This is a genomic window from Rhizobium sp. BK313 (assembly GCF_014193655.1).
In the GTDB taxonomy this organism is placed as follows: domain Bacteria; phylum Pseudomonadota; class Alphaproteobacteria; order Rhizobiales; family Rhizobiaceae; genus Rhizobium.
The window spans coordinates 847092-864361 of the sequence record NZ_JACHZQ010000002.1; the positions used below are offsets into that span (position 1 = coordinate 847092).

19 protein-coding genes are annotated in these 17270 nt (G+C 58.3%); 9 read left to right on the plus strand and 10 right to left on the minus strand.

From position 1 onward, the window contains the following. Positions 1-83: 83 nt before the first annotated feature. The 4 genes from FHT86_RS16175 to FHT86_RS16185 form a co-directional block, all read right to left on the minus strand. Positions 84-1331: an MFS transporter gene (locus FHT86_RS16175; protein WP_166656838.1), complete on the minus strand. Its 1248-nt coding sequence runs from the start codon at positions 1329-1331 to the stop codon at positions 84-86. A 224-nt stretch (positions 1332-1555) separates the two neighbouring features. Continuing rightward, positions 1556-1690: a hypothetical protein gene (locus FHT86_RS38490; protein WP_281413674.1), complete on the minus strand. Its 135-nt coding sequence runs from the start codon at positions 1688-1690 to the stop codon at positions 1556-1558. Further along, entirely contained in the window at positions 1680-2987 is a 1308-nt protein-coding gene (locus FHT86_RS16180) for an aspartate aminotransferase family protein (RefSeq protein WP_133707798.1), read from the minus strand. The genes FHT86_RS38490 and FHT86_RS16180 overlap by 11 nt, the downstream gene beginning before the upstream one ends. Then, the gene (locus FHT86_RS16185; protein WP_133707799.1) at positions 2984-4042 is read right to left on the minus strand and encodes a phosphotransferase; all 1059 of its coding nucleotides are present in this window, start codon (positions 4040-4042) and stop codon (positions 2984-2986) included. The genes FHT86_RS16180 and FHT86_RS16185 overlap by 4 nt, the downstream gene beginning before the upstream one ends. 231 nt (positions 4043-4273) lie before the next feature. On the opposite strand from FHT86_RS16185, the gene FHT86_RS16190 reads away from it, so the two are divergent. After that, positions 4274-5362 carry an ROK family protein gene (locus FHT86_RS16190; protein ID WP_246779529.1) on the plus strand — a complete coding sequence of 363 codons (1089 nt, stop codon included), beginning with the start codon at positions 4274-4276 and terminating at the stop codon, positions 5360-5362. Between the two features lie 3 nt (positions 5363-5365). Here FHT86_RS16190 and FHT86_RS16195 read toward each other — a convergent pair whose 3' ends face one another. Both FHT86_RS16195 and FHT86_RS16200 read right to left on the minus strand, forming a co-directional pair. Then, the gene (locus tag FHT86_RS16195; RefSeq protein ID WP_133707801.1) at positions 5366-6394 is read right to left on the minus strand and encodes an SIS domain-containing protein; all 1029 of its coding nucleotides are present in this window, start codon (positions 6392-6394) and stop codon (positions 5366-5368) included. 14 nt (positions 6395-6408) lie between these two features. After that, a complete protein-coding gene (locus FHT86_RS16200) occupies positions 6409-7308 on the minus strand; it encodes an N-acetylglucosamine kinase (protein ID WP_133707802.1) in 900 nt (299 codons plus the stop codon). 120 nt (positions 7309-7428) lie between these two features. Here FHT86_RS16200 and FHT86_RS16205 point away from each other — a divergent pair, with 120 nt between their 5' ends. From FHT86_RS16205 to FHT86_RS16225, 5 genes are read left to right on the plus strand one after another with little or no spacing between them, the layout of a single operon-like run. Then, a complete protein-coding gene (locus FHT86_RS16205) occupies positions 7429-8679 on the plus strand; it encodes an extracellular solute-binding protein (protein ID WP_133707803.1) in 1251 nt (416 codons plus the stop codon). Position 8680: 1 nt separating this feature from the next. After that, a complete protein-coding gene (locus FHT86_RS16210; protein WP_133707804.1) occupies positions 8681-9616 on the plus strand; it encodes a carbohydrate ABC transporter permease in 936 nt (311 codons plus the stop codon). 45 nt (positions 9617-9661) lie between these two features. Then, complete coding sequence (locus FHT86_RS16215) at positions 9662-10492, plus strand: carbohydrate ABC transporter permease (protein ID WP_133707805.1); 831 nt, start codon at positions 9662-9664, stop codon at positions 10490-10492. Positions 10493-10515: 23 nt separating this feature from the next. Next, complete coding sequence (locus FHT86_RS16220) at positions 10516-11568, plus strand: ABC transporter ATP-binding protein (protein WP_133707806.1); 1053 nt, start codon at positions 10516-10518, stop codon at positions 11566-11568. A gap of 12 nt (positions 11569-11580) precedes the next feature. Then, positions 11581-12351: an SDR family NAD(P)-dependent oxidoreductase gene (locus FHT86_RS16225; protein WP_133707807.1), complete on the plus strand. Its 771-nt coding sequence runs from the start codon at positions 11581-11583 to the stop codon at positions 12349-12351. 90 nt (positions 12352-12441) lie between these two features. Here the strand turns inward: FHT86_RS16225 and FHT86_RS16230 are convergent, their stop codons facing one another. The 4 genes from FHT86_RS16230 to soxR all read right to left on the minus strand — a co-directional run bounded on the left by FHT86_RS16230 (position 12442) and on the right by soxR (position 14697). Beyond that, positions 12442-12630, minus strand: a complete 189-nt coding sequence (locus FHT86_RS16230; protein ID WP_133707808.1) for a hypothetical protein — start codon at positions 12628-12630, stop codon at positions 12442-12444. Beyond that, positions 12627-13358, minus strand: coding sequence for an SOS response-associated peptidase (locus FHT86_RS16235; RefSeq protein WP_133707809.1), 732 nt, complete (start codon positions 13356-13358; stop codon positions 12627-12629). Before FHT86_RS16235 ends, FHT86_RS16230 begins: the two co-directional genes overlap by 4 nt. A gap of 2 nt (positions 13359-13360) precedes the next feature. Continuing rightward, positions 13361-13618, minus strand: coding sequence for a hypothetical protein (locus FHT86_RS16240; protein WP_133707810.1), 258 nt, complete (start codon positions 13616-13618; stop codon positions 13361-13363). Between the two features lie 644 nt (positions 13619-14262). Beyond that, on the minus strand, positions 14263-14697 hold the full coding sequence (gene soxR, locus FHT86_RS16245; protein WP_133707811.1) for a redox-sensitive transcriptional activator SoxR: 435 nt from the start codon (positions 14695-14697) through the stop codon (positions 14263-14265). 86 nt (positions 14698-14783) lie between these two features. Here soxR and FHT86_RS16250 point away from each other — a divergent pair, with 86 nt between their 5' ends. The 3 genes from FHT86_RS16250 (at position 14784) to FHT86_RS16260 (ending at position 17009) form a co-directional block, all read left to right on the plus strand. After that, on the plus strand, positions 14784-15506 hold the full coding sequence (locus FHT86_RS16250; protein ID WP_133707812.1) for an SDR family oxidoreductase: 723 nt from the start codon (positions 14784-14786) through the stop codon (positions 15504-15506). Then, entirely contained in the window at positions 15503-16555 is a 1053-nt protein-coding gene (locus FHT86_RS16255; RefSeq protein WP_133707813.1) for an S-adenosylmethionine:tRNA ribosyltransferase-isomerase, read from the plus strand. The genes FHT86_RS16250 and FHT86_RS16255 overlap by 4 nt, the downstream gene beginning before the upstream one ends. Before the next feature lie 208 nt (positions 16556-16763). Beyond that, complete coding sequence (locus tag FHT86_RS16260; protein ID WP_133707814.1) at positions 16764-17009, plus strand: DUF6894 family protein; 246 nt, start codon at positions 16764-16766, stop codon at positions 17007-17009. Positions 17010-17270: the final 261 nt, after the last annotated feature.

Here is a 17270-nt window from a genome sequence, read left to right on the forward strand (position 1 = left end):
CAACATGGGCTCAAGCTAGTTTGAAAAAGCTGGGGTGGAGACTTTGTAGCATGGCATGCGACGAGGGAGCTCGCAATGCGCCTCTATTCACGTGTCTCGGGAACGTATTTTGCCAGGAGGCCAACCACAGCCACTGCACATATCGATATGAATAGGAAAGACGCCGCGTAGTCCAACTGTGCCAACGCTACGAAAAGGATAGGGCTTAGTGTCGTTCCACTTTGGCCGACAAAGCGCCATATCCCAAGAAATCTTCCCCTTGCCTCCGGGGGCGCAACATCCGCGCCGACGGTCTGAATGGAGCCTCCCGTTAGCGCTTGCAATATAACAGCGATAAAAAACAGAACGATATACCAATCTAGCCCCAGCCGCAGCCAGGTGGATAAGCCCAGTGCTGCCATCGAGAGCGCAACTCCCCCGAAACCAGGAACCATTGTGCGCAGTCTGCCGTAACGATCCATCATCCACCCGGCGATAAAGCCGATCGGCCATGCAAGCAGGGCCGCTCCAGTCGCCAAATACCCGATCTGCTGTGGACCCAGATGGTAGGCGAAGGCAGCATAAAGATGCAGGAGATCAGCAAAAATAGGTCCCCTGGTGAGCCCGGCAAACAAAGCGACACCAAAATAGGGCAGGCGAGGAAGAATAATCTGCTTCCACGAAACGCTGGTCGTCGTGGTGCTCTCGGAAGCCTTTGAAATGCTTTGGCGTCCCTCGGAATCGGCGAACCATAGGGCAGGAAGGAGTGCGACAAGCGCAAGGGCGCCGAAAACGATGAAAGGTGACCGAGCCCCCCAAAGACTCGTTATCATTCCCCCCATGATGGGACCGGCAAGAGCGCCTGTATTGTTCATGCCGAACATCCAACTGACGTGCTTGCCGCGTTCACGGGGAGCGGAAGCTTGTGAGATCGCGGCCAGGCGGCCCATCAGCCACATTTGTGCTGCAAAGCCGTCCAGAAAGCGCAGAAGCAAAAGCTCCTGAAATGAGAATGCAAAGGCACAAAGAAAGGCCATAAGCGCTGTTAGCAAAGGGCCGGCGATCATAATCGGCCGCCGCCCAAAGCGGTCGATGAGCCAGCCGCAAGGAAGGGTTCCGACGAGATTGCCGAGGAGGAATGAGGTTACGATGCCACTTGCGGCGCTGAATTCTACGCCGAATGATTTCGCCAGAGTCGGGACGGCCGGAACAGCGATCCCGGTACCGAGCGCCAGAATAAACGCTGGCAGGTAAGTGGAGTAGATCGCTTTTTTAGATGTGGCTTTCGGCCCGAGCTCCAGCGGAGGCGAGGTCGCCAAATCGCTGGAGACGCGTGAATAACTCTCGGTCATTTGCAATACGACTACTGGAAAATTTGGAGACATGGAAAATGATCGCCGGGACATAAGCCACGGTGCCGCCTAATGTCCAGGAATTGGAATTCCATACCATTCATTTTTTTGTGTAACGCGAGATATCCTGGCGGCCAAAGATTGATTTCGGCAGTTCAATCCCGACGCGGAATTACGCAAATCTTTTCTTCAGAAAACAACCGCTTCGAATCCTGTCAATGCGATCAATCGGGAAGGTTCAGGCGGCTCTGGTTCGGAATATTGGGGTGACATGCCCATCGACCTTCATGGCTGAACAGGCCGTGCAGGATAGTCGGCTGGTCGAAGACATTGGTGCTGCTTAGTTCTTCAGACGACATCTTTCAACGTCGCATCGAAAGCCTCTAGAAAGCAGCAGGCATCTGCACGGGAAAACACCAATGGCGGTCGGATTTTCAGGACATTGGCGTGCGGTCCGCTTGCGCTGATAAGAACGTGTCGGTCGCGAAGTCCGTTGACGATTCGTGCCGCGGCGGCAGATGATGGCTTTCCGCCGTCGATGACATCGACGCCGATGAAGAGACCGGCGCCGCGTACGGACCCAATTAGTGGCGAGCGATTGATATATTCTGCGAGCTCGGTTCTAAGATAGGCGCCGACGGCCCGGGCGTTTGCGACCAGCTCCTCTTGCTGAATAACGTTGAGGACGGCCTGACCTGCAGCCGCTGCGACCGGATTGCCGCCAAACGTGTTGAAGTAACGGGCATTGCGGCCGAAATCGGCGATGATCTCAGGCCGTGCAATCAGCCCTGCCATCGGATAACCATTGCCCATCGGTTTACCGATCGTCACCAAGTCCGGAACGACACCGTGGCGCAGAAAACCCCATAGGGCATCGCCTGTGCGCCCGAAACCGGGCTGGACTTCGTCGGCAACGAAGATGCCGCCGGCCTGGCGGATTGCCGCGACGGCTGACTTCAGGAAGCCGGGCGGATCGGCGATGACGCCGTCACTGGAGAAGATCGTATCGACGATCAGCATGGCAGGTTTAATCCCGTGTCGTTTGAGGTCGTCAATCGCGGCCTCGACTTCGCGGGCAAAGGCCGCTTCGATTTCAGGCGCAGGCAAATGCGGATTTGGCGGTGAGATCGTCCTGACGTGGATACCAAGATTGACGTTTGGACCCAGCGAGGGAGAAAACTCAGCGACCGTGCTGGTGACGCCGTGATAGGCATGCGATGTGACGATGATGCCGGTCCCGCCGGTATAGGTTCTTGCAATTCGAACCGCGAGATCGTTCGCCTCGCTTCCCGTGCAGGTGAACATGACCTGGCTGAGTTCGGGTGGACAGGTCGCCGTCAGCGATTCCGCATAGGTCAGGATGTTCTCGTGAAGATAGCGTGTGTGTGTATTGAGCGTTGCGGCCTGTCGGCTGATAGCCTCGAGAACCGTTGGATTGCCATGGCCGACCGAAGCCACGTTGTTATAGGCGTCGAGGTAGGCTTGACCGCCGGCGTCATAGAGCCAAACGCCTTCGCCGCGCACGAAATGGACCGGGCGCTCGTAAAAGAGGCGATAGGCCGGCCCGAGCACGCGTTCGCGCCGCGCGATCATCGCCTGCTCCGCTTCGCTCAAGCGGTTGAAATCGTCAGAGCCAAATGCATTTGCCATCGTCATGAGAGGTCTCCGATTTTCTGCCGGAAGAAAGCGCCAAGATCCGCGTCGGTGTGATCGACAAGGCGTGTGAGGCCGGCGAGTGCGATTGGGTGATTGCGAAGAATATAGTCCCGATTGTCCGGGTAAAGGGCGGCGCGCCACTCGGTAATGATGACGGTCATCGCAAGCCGTGTACGCAATAAGGTCGGAAGGCAGGTGATTTCCAAGGGATCGAGCGGCCTGACGCGGTGATAGGCTTGAAGCATGGCAACGGCGTCATCGAGACTGTTTTCGGCGCCGATCTGATATGAGAGCGCGACGGCAAGATCGTTGATCAGCGGCGCTTCGACCATATCCCCGAAATCAATGACGCCGGTCACCATGGCGGGATCGGTCTCCGAAACAAGAATATTGTGCGGATTGAAGTCGTTGTGGATAACCTGCCGCCGCAATGTCCGCATCGCCCCGTTGGCAAGCTTGTCGAAGCTTTCGAGGGCATGACTGACCATCGTTTGCCGCAAAGGCTCGACGTGAGGGACGAAGGCGATCAGCGCCGCGGCATTGCAGATGTCCCAAAGTAGGGTCTGCTGCGGTACTTGTGGCCGGAAATCCGCAAGACCCTTGCCGAGAAGCGCAAGCATCTTGCCCAGCGCATCCATCTGCTCGAAGGAACGCCGTGCCTTGTAAAGTTGCTGACCGTCAAGAAACGTTAGTAGCCGCGCAGTCCGCCGTTTGTCAGCAAGAGGCAGGGCGAGCAGCATCTCTCCATTTTTCGTAGGGACGGCGCGCGGCAGCGGCAAGGGCAGTGCCTTAGCTGCGAGGTGGATCAGCGCTTGCGTTTGAAATTCGAGGATGTCGGTACGCTCCGCCGGATTGGCGATCTTGAGAACGTAGTCGCTACCGGTGTCCGTCTGAATCAGAAAGGTCTCGTCCCGCTCGCTCGACAGCGTCACGGCTCTTCCGGTGATACCGAAATGGTCGAATGCGATCGCCTCCACCGTCGCGTGCGAGGTTTTTCCAACCTCGACGTTGAGCGCGTTCTGGTTTTGCTGGATTGGCTCTGATGTCGAGGACATAGGATCACGCCTTTATTGACACTGGGCTATGGAGGATGATTGAAACTGGCAAGTGCGATTTGCATTTTGCGTTGCTAAAACCGCCGGCCCCCATCGAAAAGAGCCAAGATGCCATCCAGCCCAATTCCCTCTCTCACGGAAAGTTCGCGCCTGGTCTTGCGGGTGGTGGCATCGTCCGGACCGATTACCCGTCCGCGGCTTGGAGCGATTCTCGATTTGTCGAAGCCGACGATGACTGCGGTTATGAATGAGCTGGGTGCGCTCGGTCTGGTCGCGGCGATCGGCTCGCAGCAGGGCGCCATGGGTCGCTCCGCGACTGTCTATGCGCTTGGGCCCGCCGCCGGCTACGTTATTGGTATCGACGTCGGCGCGGCGCAAGTGCGTGCCGTCGCGCAGGGCCTCGATGGCAGTCCGCTTGCAACCGTCGAGCTCAAAATCGCCAAGCAAAGTCGCGCGACGATCGAGGAAGTTGCGTCGGTGGTCGATGACGCCGCAAAGGCCGCGAGCCTGGCCGTTGGCAGTCGTGGCAAGGTTCTTCGCAGCATCGCGGTTGCCGTTCCGCGCATCGTCTCGAGAAATCGTCTGGGTCAGAACAGACGTCGAGCGCCCGAGGCAGTTCTGCAACGGTTGCGTCAGTCGGTCGATGCGCCGATCCTCCTGGAAAATAATGTCAATTGCGCAGCCTTCGGTGAGCTGCACACCGGCGTAGCGAAAGGTCGCGAGATCTTCGTGTTTCTGCAGGTCGGCGTGCGAGTCGGTCTTGGCATCGTCATCGGTGGTAAATTGTTTCGCGGCTTCAACGGCGCCGCCGGCGAAGCTGGCCGTATCCCTTTTCCCTGGTCGTTGGACACCGTTCCGGAACGTGAAGGCCTCGAGCATTATCTCGGCTCCGATGCGCTGATCGAGCGCTGTATCGCCGGCTGGTCGACGAGCGAGGCACCCGCAACCGCGAGGGAGCTGTTCGATCGCGCGCAGCAAGGCGAAAAAGAGGCTTTGCTCTGGGTCAACCGGCACGCCGCCGATATTGGACGAATGGTTGCTGGCTGCATCGGTTTCTTTGATCCGGGTCTCGTTGTGCTCGGCGGCGGGGTTGGACAGAATCCATTGATTTTGGAGGAGGTTCGACATGTGTCGCGCGATTTGAGTTGGGCAACGGAAATTGCAAACAGTACTCTCGGTGCAAACGGCACGGTTCTCGGCGCAACGCGGCTGGCCGCCGATTACGCATTGGCGAAGATTCTCGGAGAAACGCCGGATGCGACCGTCGTTCTTCCTTGGCAGGAGACTGCGACCGACGAGCCGCAGCCTTCATTTGGCTAAACGTCAGACTTCCGTCGGCGACCATGGTTTCAGTTTCGTATCGGTCTGCCGATAGCGGAAGGTGATGTCAGTCAGTCCGGCCGCATCCTGCATATCGCCGACGATCATTTGCAACGCCACAATCTGCACGATTGCGTCGGCGACGGGATTGTCGAACCCTGGCACGGTTATGACCGTAAGGCCCTGACGCTCGGAGACGTCGTCGCGATTCGTGATCAAAACGGAGGGGCAGCCGAACCCCGCCATATCTTCCGCGATCTTCATCTCGCGGCCATGCCCGAAAGCGATGACGCCGGTGCGGGCATCCTGGGATTCCATCGGCCCATGAAGATAGTTCAACGTATCCCAACCGGCCGCGGGAATACGTACTGCTTCCCGAATGAGCATTGCGCCTTCGCCGGCGGTGGCAAAGCCGGCACCGGCGCCCACGAGATCGATGGAATGGCAGGCCTGGAGGCTGGCTGCGGCGGCCTGGGCGCCACCAAGCGCCGAACGTAACGTCTCGCGAATGGCTGCCGGAATCTCGTCCCATCTGCCAAAAGAGGCCATGGCGAGCTTGTCGCAAAGAAGCCCGATAGCCAACAGCATACCGCTATAGCCCGTCGAGCTCGCACCATTATCCGACCCGGATCCGCTCGGAATGACGGCGCCGACCAATTCTGCCAATGGGTTGCCGCCGCTTCGGCAAATTGCAATGCGGGGCATATGCGCGCGCAAAGCCATGACATCCGATATTTCCCGGCTTTGGCCTGAGGCAGACAATGCCACGAAGGCTTCTGCGGCACTGTCCACGGCTTGGTAGAGGTCTGTCGGGCAATAGGCGAAAGATGGAATGCCAAGAAGCCGCAGATAACAAGCCCCAACCATGCCGGCCTGGTAGCTGGCGCCGATACCGGCAAACCCCACCGACTTACCATGGAAGGGATGGAGATCGATCGTCTCCAGCGCTGCCGCAACGGTCTCCAGACCGTGCGCCAGGCTCTCAGGCTGTCGCGCGACCGCGCCACGATAGCCGATACGTTCATTCGCCATTGGTTCTCTCCATTTCAAAGGGTGTCGTTACAAAGACGTTGCGCGATCGCCACGGCGCCGGTGACAGGAGCAGCGCGCAACAGCGTCACCTCGCTGGACGGTGCGACCTTGCGCATCGCGTCGACGAATGCCTCGAAAAGCTGGGGCTGTTGGACGACAACGCCGCCGCCGATGACAACATGGCGGGCATCGGCGCCGCGGCCTATCAATATTTGAACCAGGTCCGCAAGCGATGCGGCACCTTCATTGATCACGCGTGTCGCAAGGGGTGAACCTCGTCTTGCGGCGTCGAACACCACATTCGCATAACTGCCCCAGATCGCAGCACTTCGGGTTTCGTTCAAAAGGCGGCCGATCTTGGTCGGATCGTTCGTTTGCAGCGTCGTCATCAATTCCGCGACGAGCGGGTCGCCGGTCTGGCCGAGGTCGATCGAGCCGCGTATGGCGCGTGCGGCTTCCCTGACGAGGGCCGCGGCGCTGCCCTCGTCTCCGAGAATCCAGCCCCATCCGCCCGCGACCAGCATTTCGTCGTCCGCGGTGCGGGCGACAGCGATCGAACCCGTTCCCGAAACGACGCCGATTCCGGTTACGAAGCCTGCCGCCGGCACGAGCAGCTCAGAATCGTTGACGACCTTTATCTTGCCCTCGAGTCTCACGCTGAGGTCGGCCTCAAGCTGCTTGCAATGCTGATCGGTATCGCAGCCATGGGCGCCGATTGCGGTTGCGCAAAGCTTGCCGCCGGCGATGTCTTTTATGAGCGTGGCGAGCGCGACGGCGTCTCGTTCGCGAACCCAGGTGCGCCAGTCGGAGGAGGCGACGACTCGATCCGCGACTACGCGATCGGCGTCTTTGATCAGAATGTGCGTCTTTGTCCCGCCGATGTCGATCCCTGCAACGAGGTCAGCTTGCTTCATATGATTTGGCGCCCTAATGAAAATATAGTTCGGCAAATTTACAAACTATCTAGCCAGAACGCAAGAACTATGATTTTCTAGTGATCGTGAACATGCTCTAAAACCAAAAAGGGGAGCGCAATGAGAGTGACATCGATCGCAGGGCTGCTGGCTGCAGCGACAATCGCCTGGGGCCTTTCTGCGCCCGCCACATTCGCGACTGACATATCCTTCTGGACCTGGCGCCAGGAAGATAAGGCAGCTTACAACGAACTGTTTGCCGACTTCACAAAAGAAAATCCCGACATTCATGTGAAGTTCGAATCCTTCCCGGATGAGAACTACCCGACGATCGTCTCGACCGCGCTGGCAGGCGGCAAGGGTGGGGATGTCATTCACACGCACGCCTATGGCTGGCTTGAGCAGTTCGTGAAGTCCGGCTACTTCGTGAAGCAGGACAGTTCGAACATGCCCTCCCTTGCCAATATGTCGGCCGACGCGTTGCTCGCGGGCACCTATCGCGGCGACGGCCAAGTCTACTCATTGCCTTTTGCGTCGCAGACCCTTGGTCTCTTCATCAACAAAGATGTCTTCGAACAAGCCGGCCTGACGCCGCCAAAGACCTGGGATGAGTTCATCACTGTGTCCAAGGCGTTGAAAGAAAAGGGCATCGTCCCGCTTGCAAACGGTCTCGGCACCAGCTGGTTCAACGAGATGTTCGTTGCGGCCTTCACCGGCCCGTTCCTGGGTCAGGATTTCGTCTCGGATCTGAAAACCGGCAAGGCGACCTTCAAGGATCCGCGTTACATCGCAGCTCTCAACAAGCTGCTAGAACTTCGCGATTATATGTCGCCCGGCTTCGAAGGCATCGACTACGATACGGCGGGTCAGCTTTTTGTGAGTGGACGCGCCGCCATGCTTGCCGGCGGCAGCTTCGATATCGCGACCTATAAGAGCCAGAACCCGCAGCTTAAAATGGACTTCATCGCGCCGCCGGCAGCCAAGTCCGGCGATATCCCGCAGGCAACCAAATTCTTTGACGGCGGCTATGCGGTCAATGCCGCGTCGCCAAACAAGGAAGCGGCCCTGAAGCTGGTTGCCTGGATGGGCACTAAGGAATTCGGCGACAAGTTCACGGCGCTTCTCGGCAATATTTCGCCGATCAAGGGCGTTGAGGTGAAGGACCCGCTGCTTGCCGAGGTCGCCAAGCTCAACGAGACGGCCATGCCGCACATCAATGTGGTTTACTTCCGCTTCGAGAAGCCGACCGGGTCCGAGTTGCTGCAAACCGATATTACGAAGATGATGTCTGGATCCATCACGCCTGAGCAGCTTGGCGCCGACCTCACGAATGGCCTTGCCAAGTGGTACAAGCCTTTCCAGGGGAAATAAAATGACCAACAATCGGCGCCGCTCGACGACTCTTTGGCCGCGGCGCCGGTCGTTGTGGATCCTCTTTCTGCTGCTGCCGGCCTTGGCCGTGATGACGCTCTTCGTTGTCTGGCCGCTGATTTCGGCTTTGCGTTATGCCTTCTACGACTTCAATGGCCTGCGGCCGTCGCAATTCATCGGACTTGAAAACTTCCGCAAGGTGCTTTTCGAGCAGCCCTACAGCGATTGGACCTACAACGCCTTCTGGCACAATGTGATCGTTTTCCTATCACTGATGATCTTCGAAAACGGGACCGCCTTTCTTGTCGCCTTTGCCCTTCTGAAGGGCCTGCCCGGACACCGAATTCATCAGGTCATCGTTTTTCTCCCGGTCGTTTTGTCCTCTGTCATTGTCGGGTTTCTCTGGAAGCTTTTCCTGCACCCGCTCTTTGGCCTCGTGAACGGCGCATTGGCGCTTGTTCATATCCACGGCCCCGCCTGGCTCGGTAACGAGAATACCGCACTCGGCAGCATCATCTTCGCTAATATCTGGCACTGGCTCGGCTTTCCGACGCTCGTGCTTCTCGCCGGCATGCAACGCATTTCGGCTGAAGTCATCGAGGCAGCGCGCCTTGATGGTGCCGGCGATTACGTTCTGCTTCGCCGCATCATCTGGCCGCTGATCGCGCCGAGCGTGACGATCGTTTGTATCCTGACTTTCATCGGCAGTTTCAACTGGTTCGAGATCCCCTATGTCATGGCCGGCTTGACCGGTTCGCCGGGAGGCTCGACCGACGTGCTCGGCCTCTACTTCTATCGTACCGCCTTTGGCAGCGTCACCAACGGCATCCAGGATTTCGGCCAGGGCAGCGCGCTTGCCGTGCTGATGTTCATCTTCGTGGCCGGCTTCTCATTCGTTGCTCTGCGGTTCCTTCGCCGCCGCGAAATTCAGCTCTAGAGATCGCGCCTTGCCGTCGCCCCTCTCAACCCTGCGAGACAAGACATGAAGACTTCCAACGAGTGGATCAAGAATGGCTCCATTCAGGCGCTTCTCGTGCTGAACGCACTGCTCATGCTTTATCCACTCCTCGTCATGGTACTTTCGGCGTTCAAGACGAATGCGGAGATTTTCAGTTCACCTTTTGCTTTGCCGCATTCCTTTTCTACGGCAAATCTTCAGAAGGTCTGGGATCAGACGAACTTCATCCGCTATATGCTGAATTCCTTCGGCGTCACACTAGCCTCGATCGCCTTGATCCTGGTTTTTGGCACCATGGCGGCTTACGCGATTGCGCGGTATGAGTTCAAGCTTGGCGGTGCGGTCCTGATGTTCTTCATCAGCGGCATGACGGTGCCTTTGAAGCTTGCGATAATCCCGCTCTTCATCCAGCTTGACGCCCTGCATCTCGTCGACACCTATGCCGGCCTAATCCTCGTCTATGTGGCGATGGGCTTGCCATCGGCCGTTTTTATCTTGACTGGCTTTCTGCGGACGCTGCCACGCGAACTCGAAGAATCTGCCCGCATCGATGGGGCGAGCGAATTGCTCATCATGCTTCGCATCATGCTGCCGCTTGCAAGGCCCGCCATGGTGATCGTGGCAATCCAGAATGCCGTTCCGATCTGGAACGATTTCTTCTTCCCACTGATCCTGATCACCTCCGACGATCTGAAGACGCTGCCGCAGGGGCTCACCGTGTTCATTGGTGAGTTCACCACTGATTGGGGCGTGATGTTCACCGGCCTGACGCTGGCGGCGTTGCCGATCACGCTTCTGTATATCGTCCTTTCCAAGCAGTTCATCGCTGGCATCACCCAAGGCGCTGTGAAATAGGCCGCCCAATAAGGGAAACGAACATGAGTTCTGTCCAAATTCGTAATGTCAGTAAGAGCTATGCACAGACCAGCATCATCAAGGACATTTCGGTCGATATTCCCGATGGCGAGTTTGTCATTCTCGTCGGCCCATCCGGCTGCGGAAAATCGACACTATTGCGGATGATCGCCGGTCTTGAAGACATCACCGAAGGCGAAATCGAGATCGGTAGCAACGTAATCAATGATGTCGCGCCAAAGGCGCGCGATATCGCCATGGTCTTCCAGAACTATGCGCTCTATCCACATATGACAATTCGCGAAAACATGGAATTCGCCCTATCCCTAAAGAAGATCCCGAAATCGGAGATCGATGCGAAGGTCATGCGGGCGGCCGAAATTCTGGGTTTGAAGGATTTGCTGAAGCGCTATCCCCGCCAGCTGTCCGGCGGTCAGCGCCAGCGCGTCGCCATGGGCCGCGCGATCGTCCGTGACCCGAAGGTCTTTCTGTTCGACGAGCCGCTTTCGAATCTCGATGCGAAATTGCGCGTCCAAATGCGTGCCGAGATCAAGGCTTTGCACCAGCGGCTGAAGACCACGACCGTCTATGTCACGCATGACCAGGTCGAGGCGATGACAATGGCGGACCGCATCGTGGTCATGCGCTCGGGTGTCGTCGAGCAAACTGGCACGCCCCTTGAGCTCTATGACGATCCCGTCAATATCTTTGTTGCACAGTTCATCGGCTCACCGGCCATGAATGTTCTCGAAGGGGAAATCAAGGATGGCGCTTTTGAGACAAGCGATGGCATAAGGCTGGCAATGCCTGCCTCGAATGCAGTGGATGGCCAAAAGATTTCTTATGGCATCCGCCCCGAACATATCCGTCTGTCCGATCAAGGCGTGCCTGGCACCATCCACGTCGTCGAGCCGACTGGTGCTTCAACCGAAGTGATTGTCCAGGCAGGTGCTCAACAGATCGCCCTTACGGCGCACGAACGCCTTGTCTCAAGACCGGGACAGCAGGTCCGTCTGGCGATCGATACGGCCAAGGTATGTCTATTCGACGCCGATGGCCGGCGTCTCCGCGGCTGAGGAGGGTTGGGCATGGTGGGAACAGGCAGGAAATGCGTCATCGTCACAGGCGGTGGTTCAGGGATCGGTGCTGCGACAGCGTTCGCCTTCGCTGGGGCCGGCTATGATGTCGTCATCAACTACAACCGCAACCGCGACGGCGCCGAGGCCATCGCGGATCGGTGCAGAGACCAAGGCGTGGAAGCGATCACTGCCCTCGGAGATATCGCGAGCGATGAGGCCTGTCTGTTGATCGCAGATACGGCCGTTCAACGCTTTGGTCGCATCGACGCTCTCGTCAACAATGCCGGAGTCACGCGTTATGCCGCGGCTTCCGACCTCGATGCTTCGAACGCCGCGGATTTCGAGCATATTTTCAGCGTCAATGTCACCGGCACCTATCAGATGATCCGCGCCGCCACACCTCATCTCAAGAAGAGCGATCTGGGGTCGATCGTCAACGTCTCCTCCGACTCCGCCTTCTCCGGCTCCGGCTCATCTCTTGCCTATGCCGCCTCGAAAGGTGCGATCAACACAATGACGTTGGGACTGGCCCGGTCCCTCGCACCGGCAATCCGCGTAAATGCAGTGTGCCCCGGCTTCGTCGACACGACTTGGGCGCTCTCCTGGCACGATGAAAATTCCTACAAGGCTTTCAAGGAGAACCTGATCAGCGCAGCGCCACTCAAGAGCATCCCCGGTGCGACCGATATCGCCGACGCCATTCTTTGGTTGACTGACCACGCGACAAAGGTGACCGGGCAGTGCCTCGTGATTGACAGTGGCATGCATCTCGGGGTGTAAGCCGTTGCCCAATCAATTGCATATTCGGTCCGGATTGATAGGTCTTCCTCGTGATGGTGTTGGTGCATGGATTGTCAGCCAAACCAGGCCTTACCGATCGTCGACCGCAACAGCCTCGAAGGCATCGAGCGTGCCCATCAGGCGGCCAGGGACACCGGTGTCCGGCTGATCATCGGCTGGGGGCTCGATCTCACCGACGCGATGTCGGTTATCCTCGCACCAGTGTTCGAAATGCACCGGCGCGGCCGGCCTGGTATTGGTCTGCAGATCCTCGCTCATAGCAATGTCGGTTCAGGATCTGGATCTTGATCTTGATCGATGGGATCGAGGATATCGGGCGTGTTGTTCTTCGGCGATCCGACGTTCTTGCCGATTGGCCACATGGTCATCAGCTCGCTCGGGAACGGCCGCATCAAATCATAAGGATCAGGCTCGGGTGACAGCCAGCGCTCATAATCTTCCGGGTGGAGGATGACTGGCATTCGGTCATGGATCTGCGCCATCATTTCATTGGGCGCACAGGTGATGACTGCAAACATCTTCTCTTCGAGACCGGTATCCAGATTGCGGCGACCGGACCAAACGCCGGCGAGAGCGAACGGTTCCCCTGACTTCATGGCGATGGCGTAGGGCTGCTTGTTCTTACCCGTGCTGTAAATGTCCTTCCATTCAAAGAAGCCGTTGATCGGCACCAGGCAGCGCTTGGATTTGTATGCCGCTTTAAACATGCCGTTGGTCGAAATGCCTTCCGATCTGGCGTTGATCATCGGCCGGCCGGCATCCTTTGCCCAAGCTGGAATGAAGCCCCAGCGCGCCGTCGCGAACACCGGACCCATAACGTCCGGCTCTCGCACAATCTCCCTGACGATAATCGGATAATCCTGCTGCGGTGCCCCGTTGTAGCGCGGGAAGCTATTTGCCAGCCCCTCGGCATCACCTGGCGCCGCAAATGCAAAATTGGCGAGCAATTCCCGTAACGATGATCTTATATAAACGCGTCCACACATTGCTATGCTGCTCTCTTCCCATTCAGCTGCATGATGGCTTCATAACATTTTTCGATACGGCAGGCTGCCTCTCGGGCACTTCGATCCACCACGCCGAAGGACAGACGCGGTTGGGCGCTCTCTTCGCCTATCGCGATCAGCCCGAGCATGTCATTGTCGGCTAGGTCGACAAGTGCTGCCGCTGCTTCCCGCTCGTTCCAGCCGGCCGCTACGGCAAGAACAGCGAAGTTAGCCGAACAATCCTTTGATAGTCGAAACAACTGACGACCGGCTAATTTCCCGTTGTGTGGAACGGAACTTAGCGATTGCTGCCGCCCCAGGACTGTTGGCAGTAAAGGACAGAGCAACCGCCATCACGGGCTGGTATCAAGGAACGCCTGGCTTCCGTGCCATTGCTGCATTGTGCGCTGTCACTGACGTATCGATCGTAGAGAGGTGGTCCTCCAGACGAGTTGGAGTAGCGAAGGATGATCGCTCGCTCCCTATCGAGGGTATTGTGGATCGCCGAGCATGTCATTGAAGCAGAGTTGTATCGATTGATGGCAAGTGCGTCGCCTGCTGGAAACGCGAGCGCTGCAATCAGGCACCCCGCAGAATTCCATGAAAAACCTCTCAATTCGCGATGTCTGGGTACACCCGGCATGGTCGTCTCCTTCCGCGCTTGGATGCGTGGTCGATTAGAATGACGGACATGATATTTGGTCGCAGATAAAAGATGCTGGAGAGAAATCTAACATCGCGATCCAGTGCAAGAAACCGACGCTAGAACACGTTTTCGTGCACGGACAAGGTCTAAGAAAGCAGAGCGCTACGCAAATTGGCACGAGAGATGCCGGCCGGGATGGTGTTGCTGGTGCTCGCCGGCCGCCGATGCCAACAGATAGCCCCACCGCTGGGTGCCGAGTCACCCCAGCCAATATCTCGGCCCCGGCCCTTTGCGTCCTGCGACATCAGCAGGGTTCGCAAGGCTACACCGGTCGATCGACAGGCACCCGCAACCGATGCACTCGGTAAGGCCGGACCTCAGGCGCTGCAACTCGGCTATGCGCTGGTCGATGCGCTTTGCCCACTGGCCTGACAGTCGTGACCAATCCCAACGCGACGGTACGTGATCGGCAGGCAACTTGGCGAGCTCGGCGCCGATCTCCTCAAGTGTCAGCCCGATGCGCTGAGCAAAGACGATAAAAGCGATCCGGCGCAATGCAGACCGGTGATAGCGCCTATGCCCCGAACCGGCGCGCTCGGATACGATCAGCCCGCGCTCCTCATAGAAACGCAGGGCCGATGAGGCAACGCCGCTGCGCCGCGATACGTCGGTGATGGTCAGCATCGAATCCATGCACAAACAAGAGCACGATTCCCACTTGACTTCAAGTTAACTTGAACTTGTAGCAAGTGTTCGTATTGATTGAAGGAGTACCAGCAATGCAGACGAATATCGATTTTCAGGGACTTCGCGTGGCGGTTACGGGCGGCACCTCAGGCCTCGGACTGGCACTGGTGCGGCAGCTTACCGGGAAGGGTGCACGCGTTGCCTTCGTCGCTCGCACCGCCGCGAACGTCGAACGCGTCGCAGCCGAGACGGGTGCGCACGGCATTGTCGCCGACATCGGCAAGAAGGACGATATCTACCCGATCGCGATGCAGGTCACGGCGAACCTCGAAGGGGTCGATGTCCTCATCAACAACGCGTCGAGCCTCGGTCCCGTCCCTTTGGCGCTTCTTGCCGATACCGAGTGCGAGGAGCTGGAAGCGGCACTAGCGGTCAATCTGCTCGGCGCATTCCGGCTGACGAAAGCCTTGTTCGGTGCGCTTGCCGCATCCGCACGCGAAGGCCGCGGCGCGCTGGTGATCAACATCTCCAGCGACGCGGCGGTCAATGCTTATCCCGACTGGGGCGCATATGGCGCGAGCAAGGCCGCTCTTTCCCATCTGACGGCGATTTGGGACGAAGAGGCGAAACCCGACGGCATAAGGCTGCTGGCGCTCGACCCTGGCGATATGGACACCCCGCTTCACGCGCTGGCGCTTCCGGACGCCGATCGGTCGAGCTTGAAGGCCCCCGAGTTAGCTGCTGCCGAGATCATCAAGAAGATACTGAACGCGTTGCCAGTCCGCACTGCGCTTCCCGCCGGAGGACTAGCATGATTAACGAGGACGGTTCCGATCGGCGCTTTGCCAGGCTGTTTGTCGTCGAGACGGAGGGCACGATGTGCGACCTGCCGCGTACCAGGCTCGTAACGCTGTTCAATCCCGGCGATCTGGTTGTCGCCAATGATGCTGCGACCTTGCCTGCCAGCTTGCATGGCACGCATGTCCCCAGCGGAAAGGCGATCGAGATCCGTCTGGCCGGCTGGCTATCACTTTCCGATCCCACACGCTTCGTGGCGATTGCCTTTGGCTTGGGCGACCACCGCACGCGCACGGAGGACCGGCAGCCACCGCCTGCGCTGTCAACAGGCGACCGCCTGCGGCTCGGCCCGCTTGAAGCCGTCGTCGAGCGCCTGCTCGACCATCCCCGACTTCTCGAGCTACGCTTCCCAGGTAACCGCACAGCGATGCTTGCAGGACTAGCGCAGCACGGGCGGCCGATCCAATACGCGCATGTTCCCGAGCCGTTGGCGCTATGGGATGTCTGGACGAAGATCGCGGCCCGGCCGTTCGCGTTCGAGGCGCCGTCGGCAGGCTTCGCGCTCGACTGGCGTACGCTTCAAGCCTGGCGCCAGCGCGGTGTCGGATTCGCAGCAATCACGCATGCCGCCGGTATCTCATCCACCGGCGATCCCGTGCTCGACTCGCGCCTTCCCTTCGATGAGCCGTACCGCATTCCTGAACGCACTGCGGAGGAAGTCGCGCGGGCGAAGCTCCGTGGAAGCCGTATCATCGCGATCGGCACGAGCGTCGTGCGCGCGCTCGAGGCAGCCGCCAATCCCGATGGCAGCGTGCGCATTGGAAACGGCACTGCGACAGGACGGATAGCGCACGACACGCCGCTTCGCGTGGTCGATGCGGTTCTCACGGGTGTCCACCAGCCTGGCGAAAGTCATTTCGAGCTCCTGCGCGCCTTCGCAGACGATGCGCTGCTCGCTAAGGTCTCCGCAGCGCTCACCGCGTCCCGCTACCGCACGCATGAATTCGGCGATTCCGTGCTGTATAATTTGTTAACCGCTGCTTCTGTCGGCGCGAACGGAACCTGACTGAAGCGCTCGAGACAAAGCCGGAGAGATCACGATGAGGCTCGGAGCATGTCCAAGGTGCAAGGCGTGACGCCTACTGTGAGACAATGTTCACAGTTACGGTAGGGATAGCGAAATTCATCGAAAACCTTGGGTTCAGCGCAAAGTTGAGGGTAGCCAATGAACTTTCATCCCTGTTGAGTGTTTCGATGTATCAGCGAGGATGACGATGACAAAGGTTTTCTTCACAACGACCGATAAGGATGGAGTCATCGTTGGCGATACCGGCTATGACTATCCGGATCTCATCGCCGCCATCGCGCAGGCGAAGGCGACGTTGGCCGAGATGGCGTCAGACAACATACCGTTGCAAGCTGGTGATGTCTTGTCGGTCTCGATCGAAAACGTGCGGCGAGACACAGTCGCCACAATGCGCCTCGTGTTTCAGATTGAATTCCCAACAAGCGCTGTCTAACGCCGAGGCGATGAGAGGATGAACGCGGCTGGCGTCGTTCCGACCCAGCCCGCCATAGCTTGTCGCCGCCGTCTGTTGCCAATGACGAAGAAGAAGGAAGGTATTGTGATGCCCAAAGCTTTGTATGCATCCAATTGATGCGTCGTACGTTCTCCTGTGACGCCACTGTCATAGGAGAGACACGATGTTTACACGCGAACACATCGCCCCAAGAAACGACAAACGCTACGTGTTTCGCCACGACAGAGGCCGTGTCAGAGA

What these genes read in the sequence shown, in the direction of transcription:
- FHT86_RS16175 (WP_166656838.1), bottom strand. Translation starts at nt 1,331, where the DNA reads ATGACCGAGAGTTATTCACGCGTCTCCAGCGATTTGGCGACCTCGCCT.
- FHT86_RS38490 (WP_281413674.1), bottom strand. Translation starts at nt 1,690, where the DNA reads ATGTCGTCTGAAGAACTAAGCAGCACCAATGTCTTCGACCAGCCGACT.
- FHT86_RS16180 (WP_133707798.1), bottom strand. Translation starts at nt 2,987, where the DNA reads ATGACGATGGCAAATGCATTTGGCTCTGACGATTTCAACCGCTTGAGC.
- FHT86_RS16185 (WP_133707799.1), bottom strand. Translation starts at nt 4,042, where the DNA reads ATGTCCTCGACATCAGAGCCAATCCAGCAAAACCAGAACGCGCTCAAC.
- FHT86_RS16190 (WP_246779529.1), top strand. Translation starts at nt 4,274, where the DNA reads ATGACTGCGGTTATGAATGAGCTGGGTGCGCTCGGTCTGGTCGCGGCG.
- FHT86_RS16195 (WP_133707801.1), bottom strand. Translation starts at nt 6,394, where the DNA reads ATGGCGAATGAACGTATCGGCTATCGTGGCGCGGTCGCGCGACAGCCT.
- FHT86_RS16200 (WP_133707802.1), bottom strand. Translation starts at nt 7,308, where the DNA reads ATGAAGCAAGCTGACCTCGTTGCAGGGATCGACATCGGCGGGACAAAG.
- FHT86_RS16205 (WP_133707803.1), top strand. Translation starts at nt 7,429, where the DNA reads ATGAGAGTGACATCGATCGCAGGGCTGCTGGCTGCAGCGACAATCGCC.
- FHT86_RS16210 (WP_133707804.1), top strand. Translation starts at nt 8,681, where the DNA reads ATGACCAACAATCGGCGCCGCTCGACGACTCTTTGGCCGCGGCGCCGG.
- FHT86_RS16215 (WP_133707805.1), top strand. Translation starts at nt 9,662, where the DNA reads ATGAAGACTTCCAACGAGTGGATCAAGAATGGCTCCATTCAGGCGCTT.
- FHT86_RS16220 (WP_133707806.1), top strand. Translation starts at nt 10,516, where the DNA reads ATGAGTTCTGTCCAAATTCGTAATGTCAGTAAGAGCTATGCACAGACC.
- FHT86_RS16225 (WP_133707807.1), top strand. Translation starts at nt 11,581, where the DNA reads ATGGTGGGAACAGGCAGGAAATGCGTCATCGTCACAGGCGGTGGTTCA.
- FHT86_RS16230 (WP_133707808.1), bottom strand. Translation starts at nt 12,630, where the DNA reads ATGAGCGAGGATCTGCAGACCAATACCAGGCCGGCCGCGCCGGTGCAT.
- FHT86_RS16235 (WP_133707809.1), bottom strand. Translation starts at nt 13,358, where the DNA reads ATGTGTGGACGCGTTTATATAAGATCATCGTTACGGGAATTGCTCGCC.
- soxR (WP_133707811.1), bottom strand. Translation starts at nt 14,697, where the DNA reads ATGGATTCGATGCTGACCATCACCGACGTATCGCGGCGCAGCGGCGTT.
- FHT86_RS16250 (WP_133707812.1), top strand. Translation starts at nt 14,784, where the DNA reads ATGCAGACGAATATCGATTTTCAGGGACTTCGCGTGGCGGTTACGGGC.
- FHT86_RS16255 (WP_133707813.1), top strand. Translation starts at nt 15,503, where the DNA reads ATGATTAACGAGGACGGTTCCGATCGGCGCTTTGCCAGGCTGTTTGTC.
- FHT86_RS16260 (WP_133707814.1), top strand. Translation starts at nt 16,764, where the DNA reads ATGACAAAGGTTTTCTTCACAACGACCGATAAGGATGGAGTCATCGTT.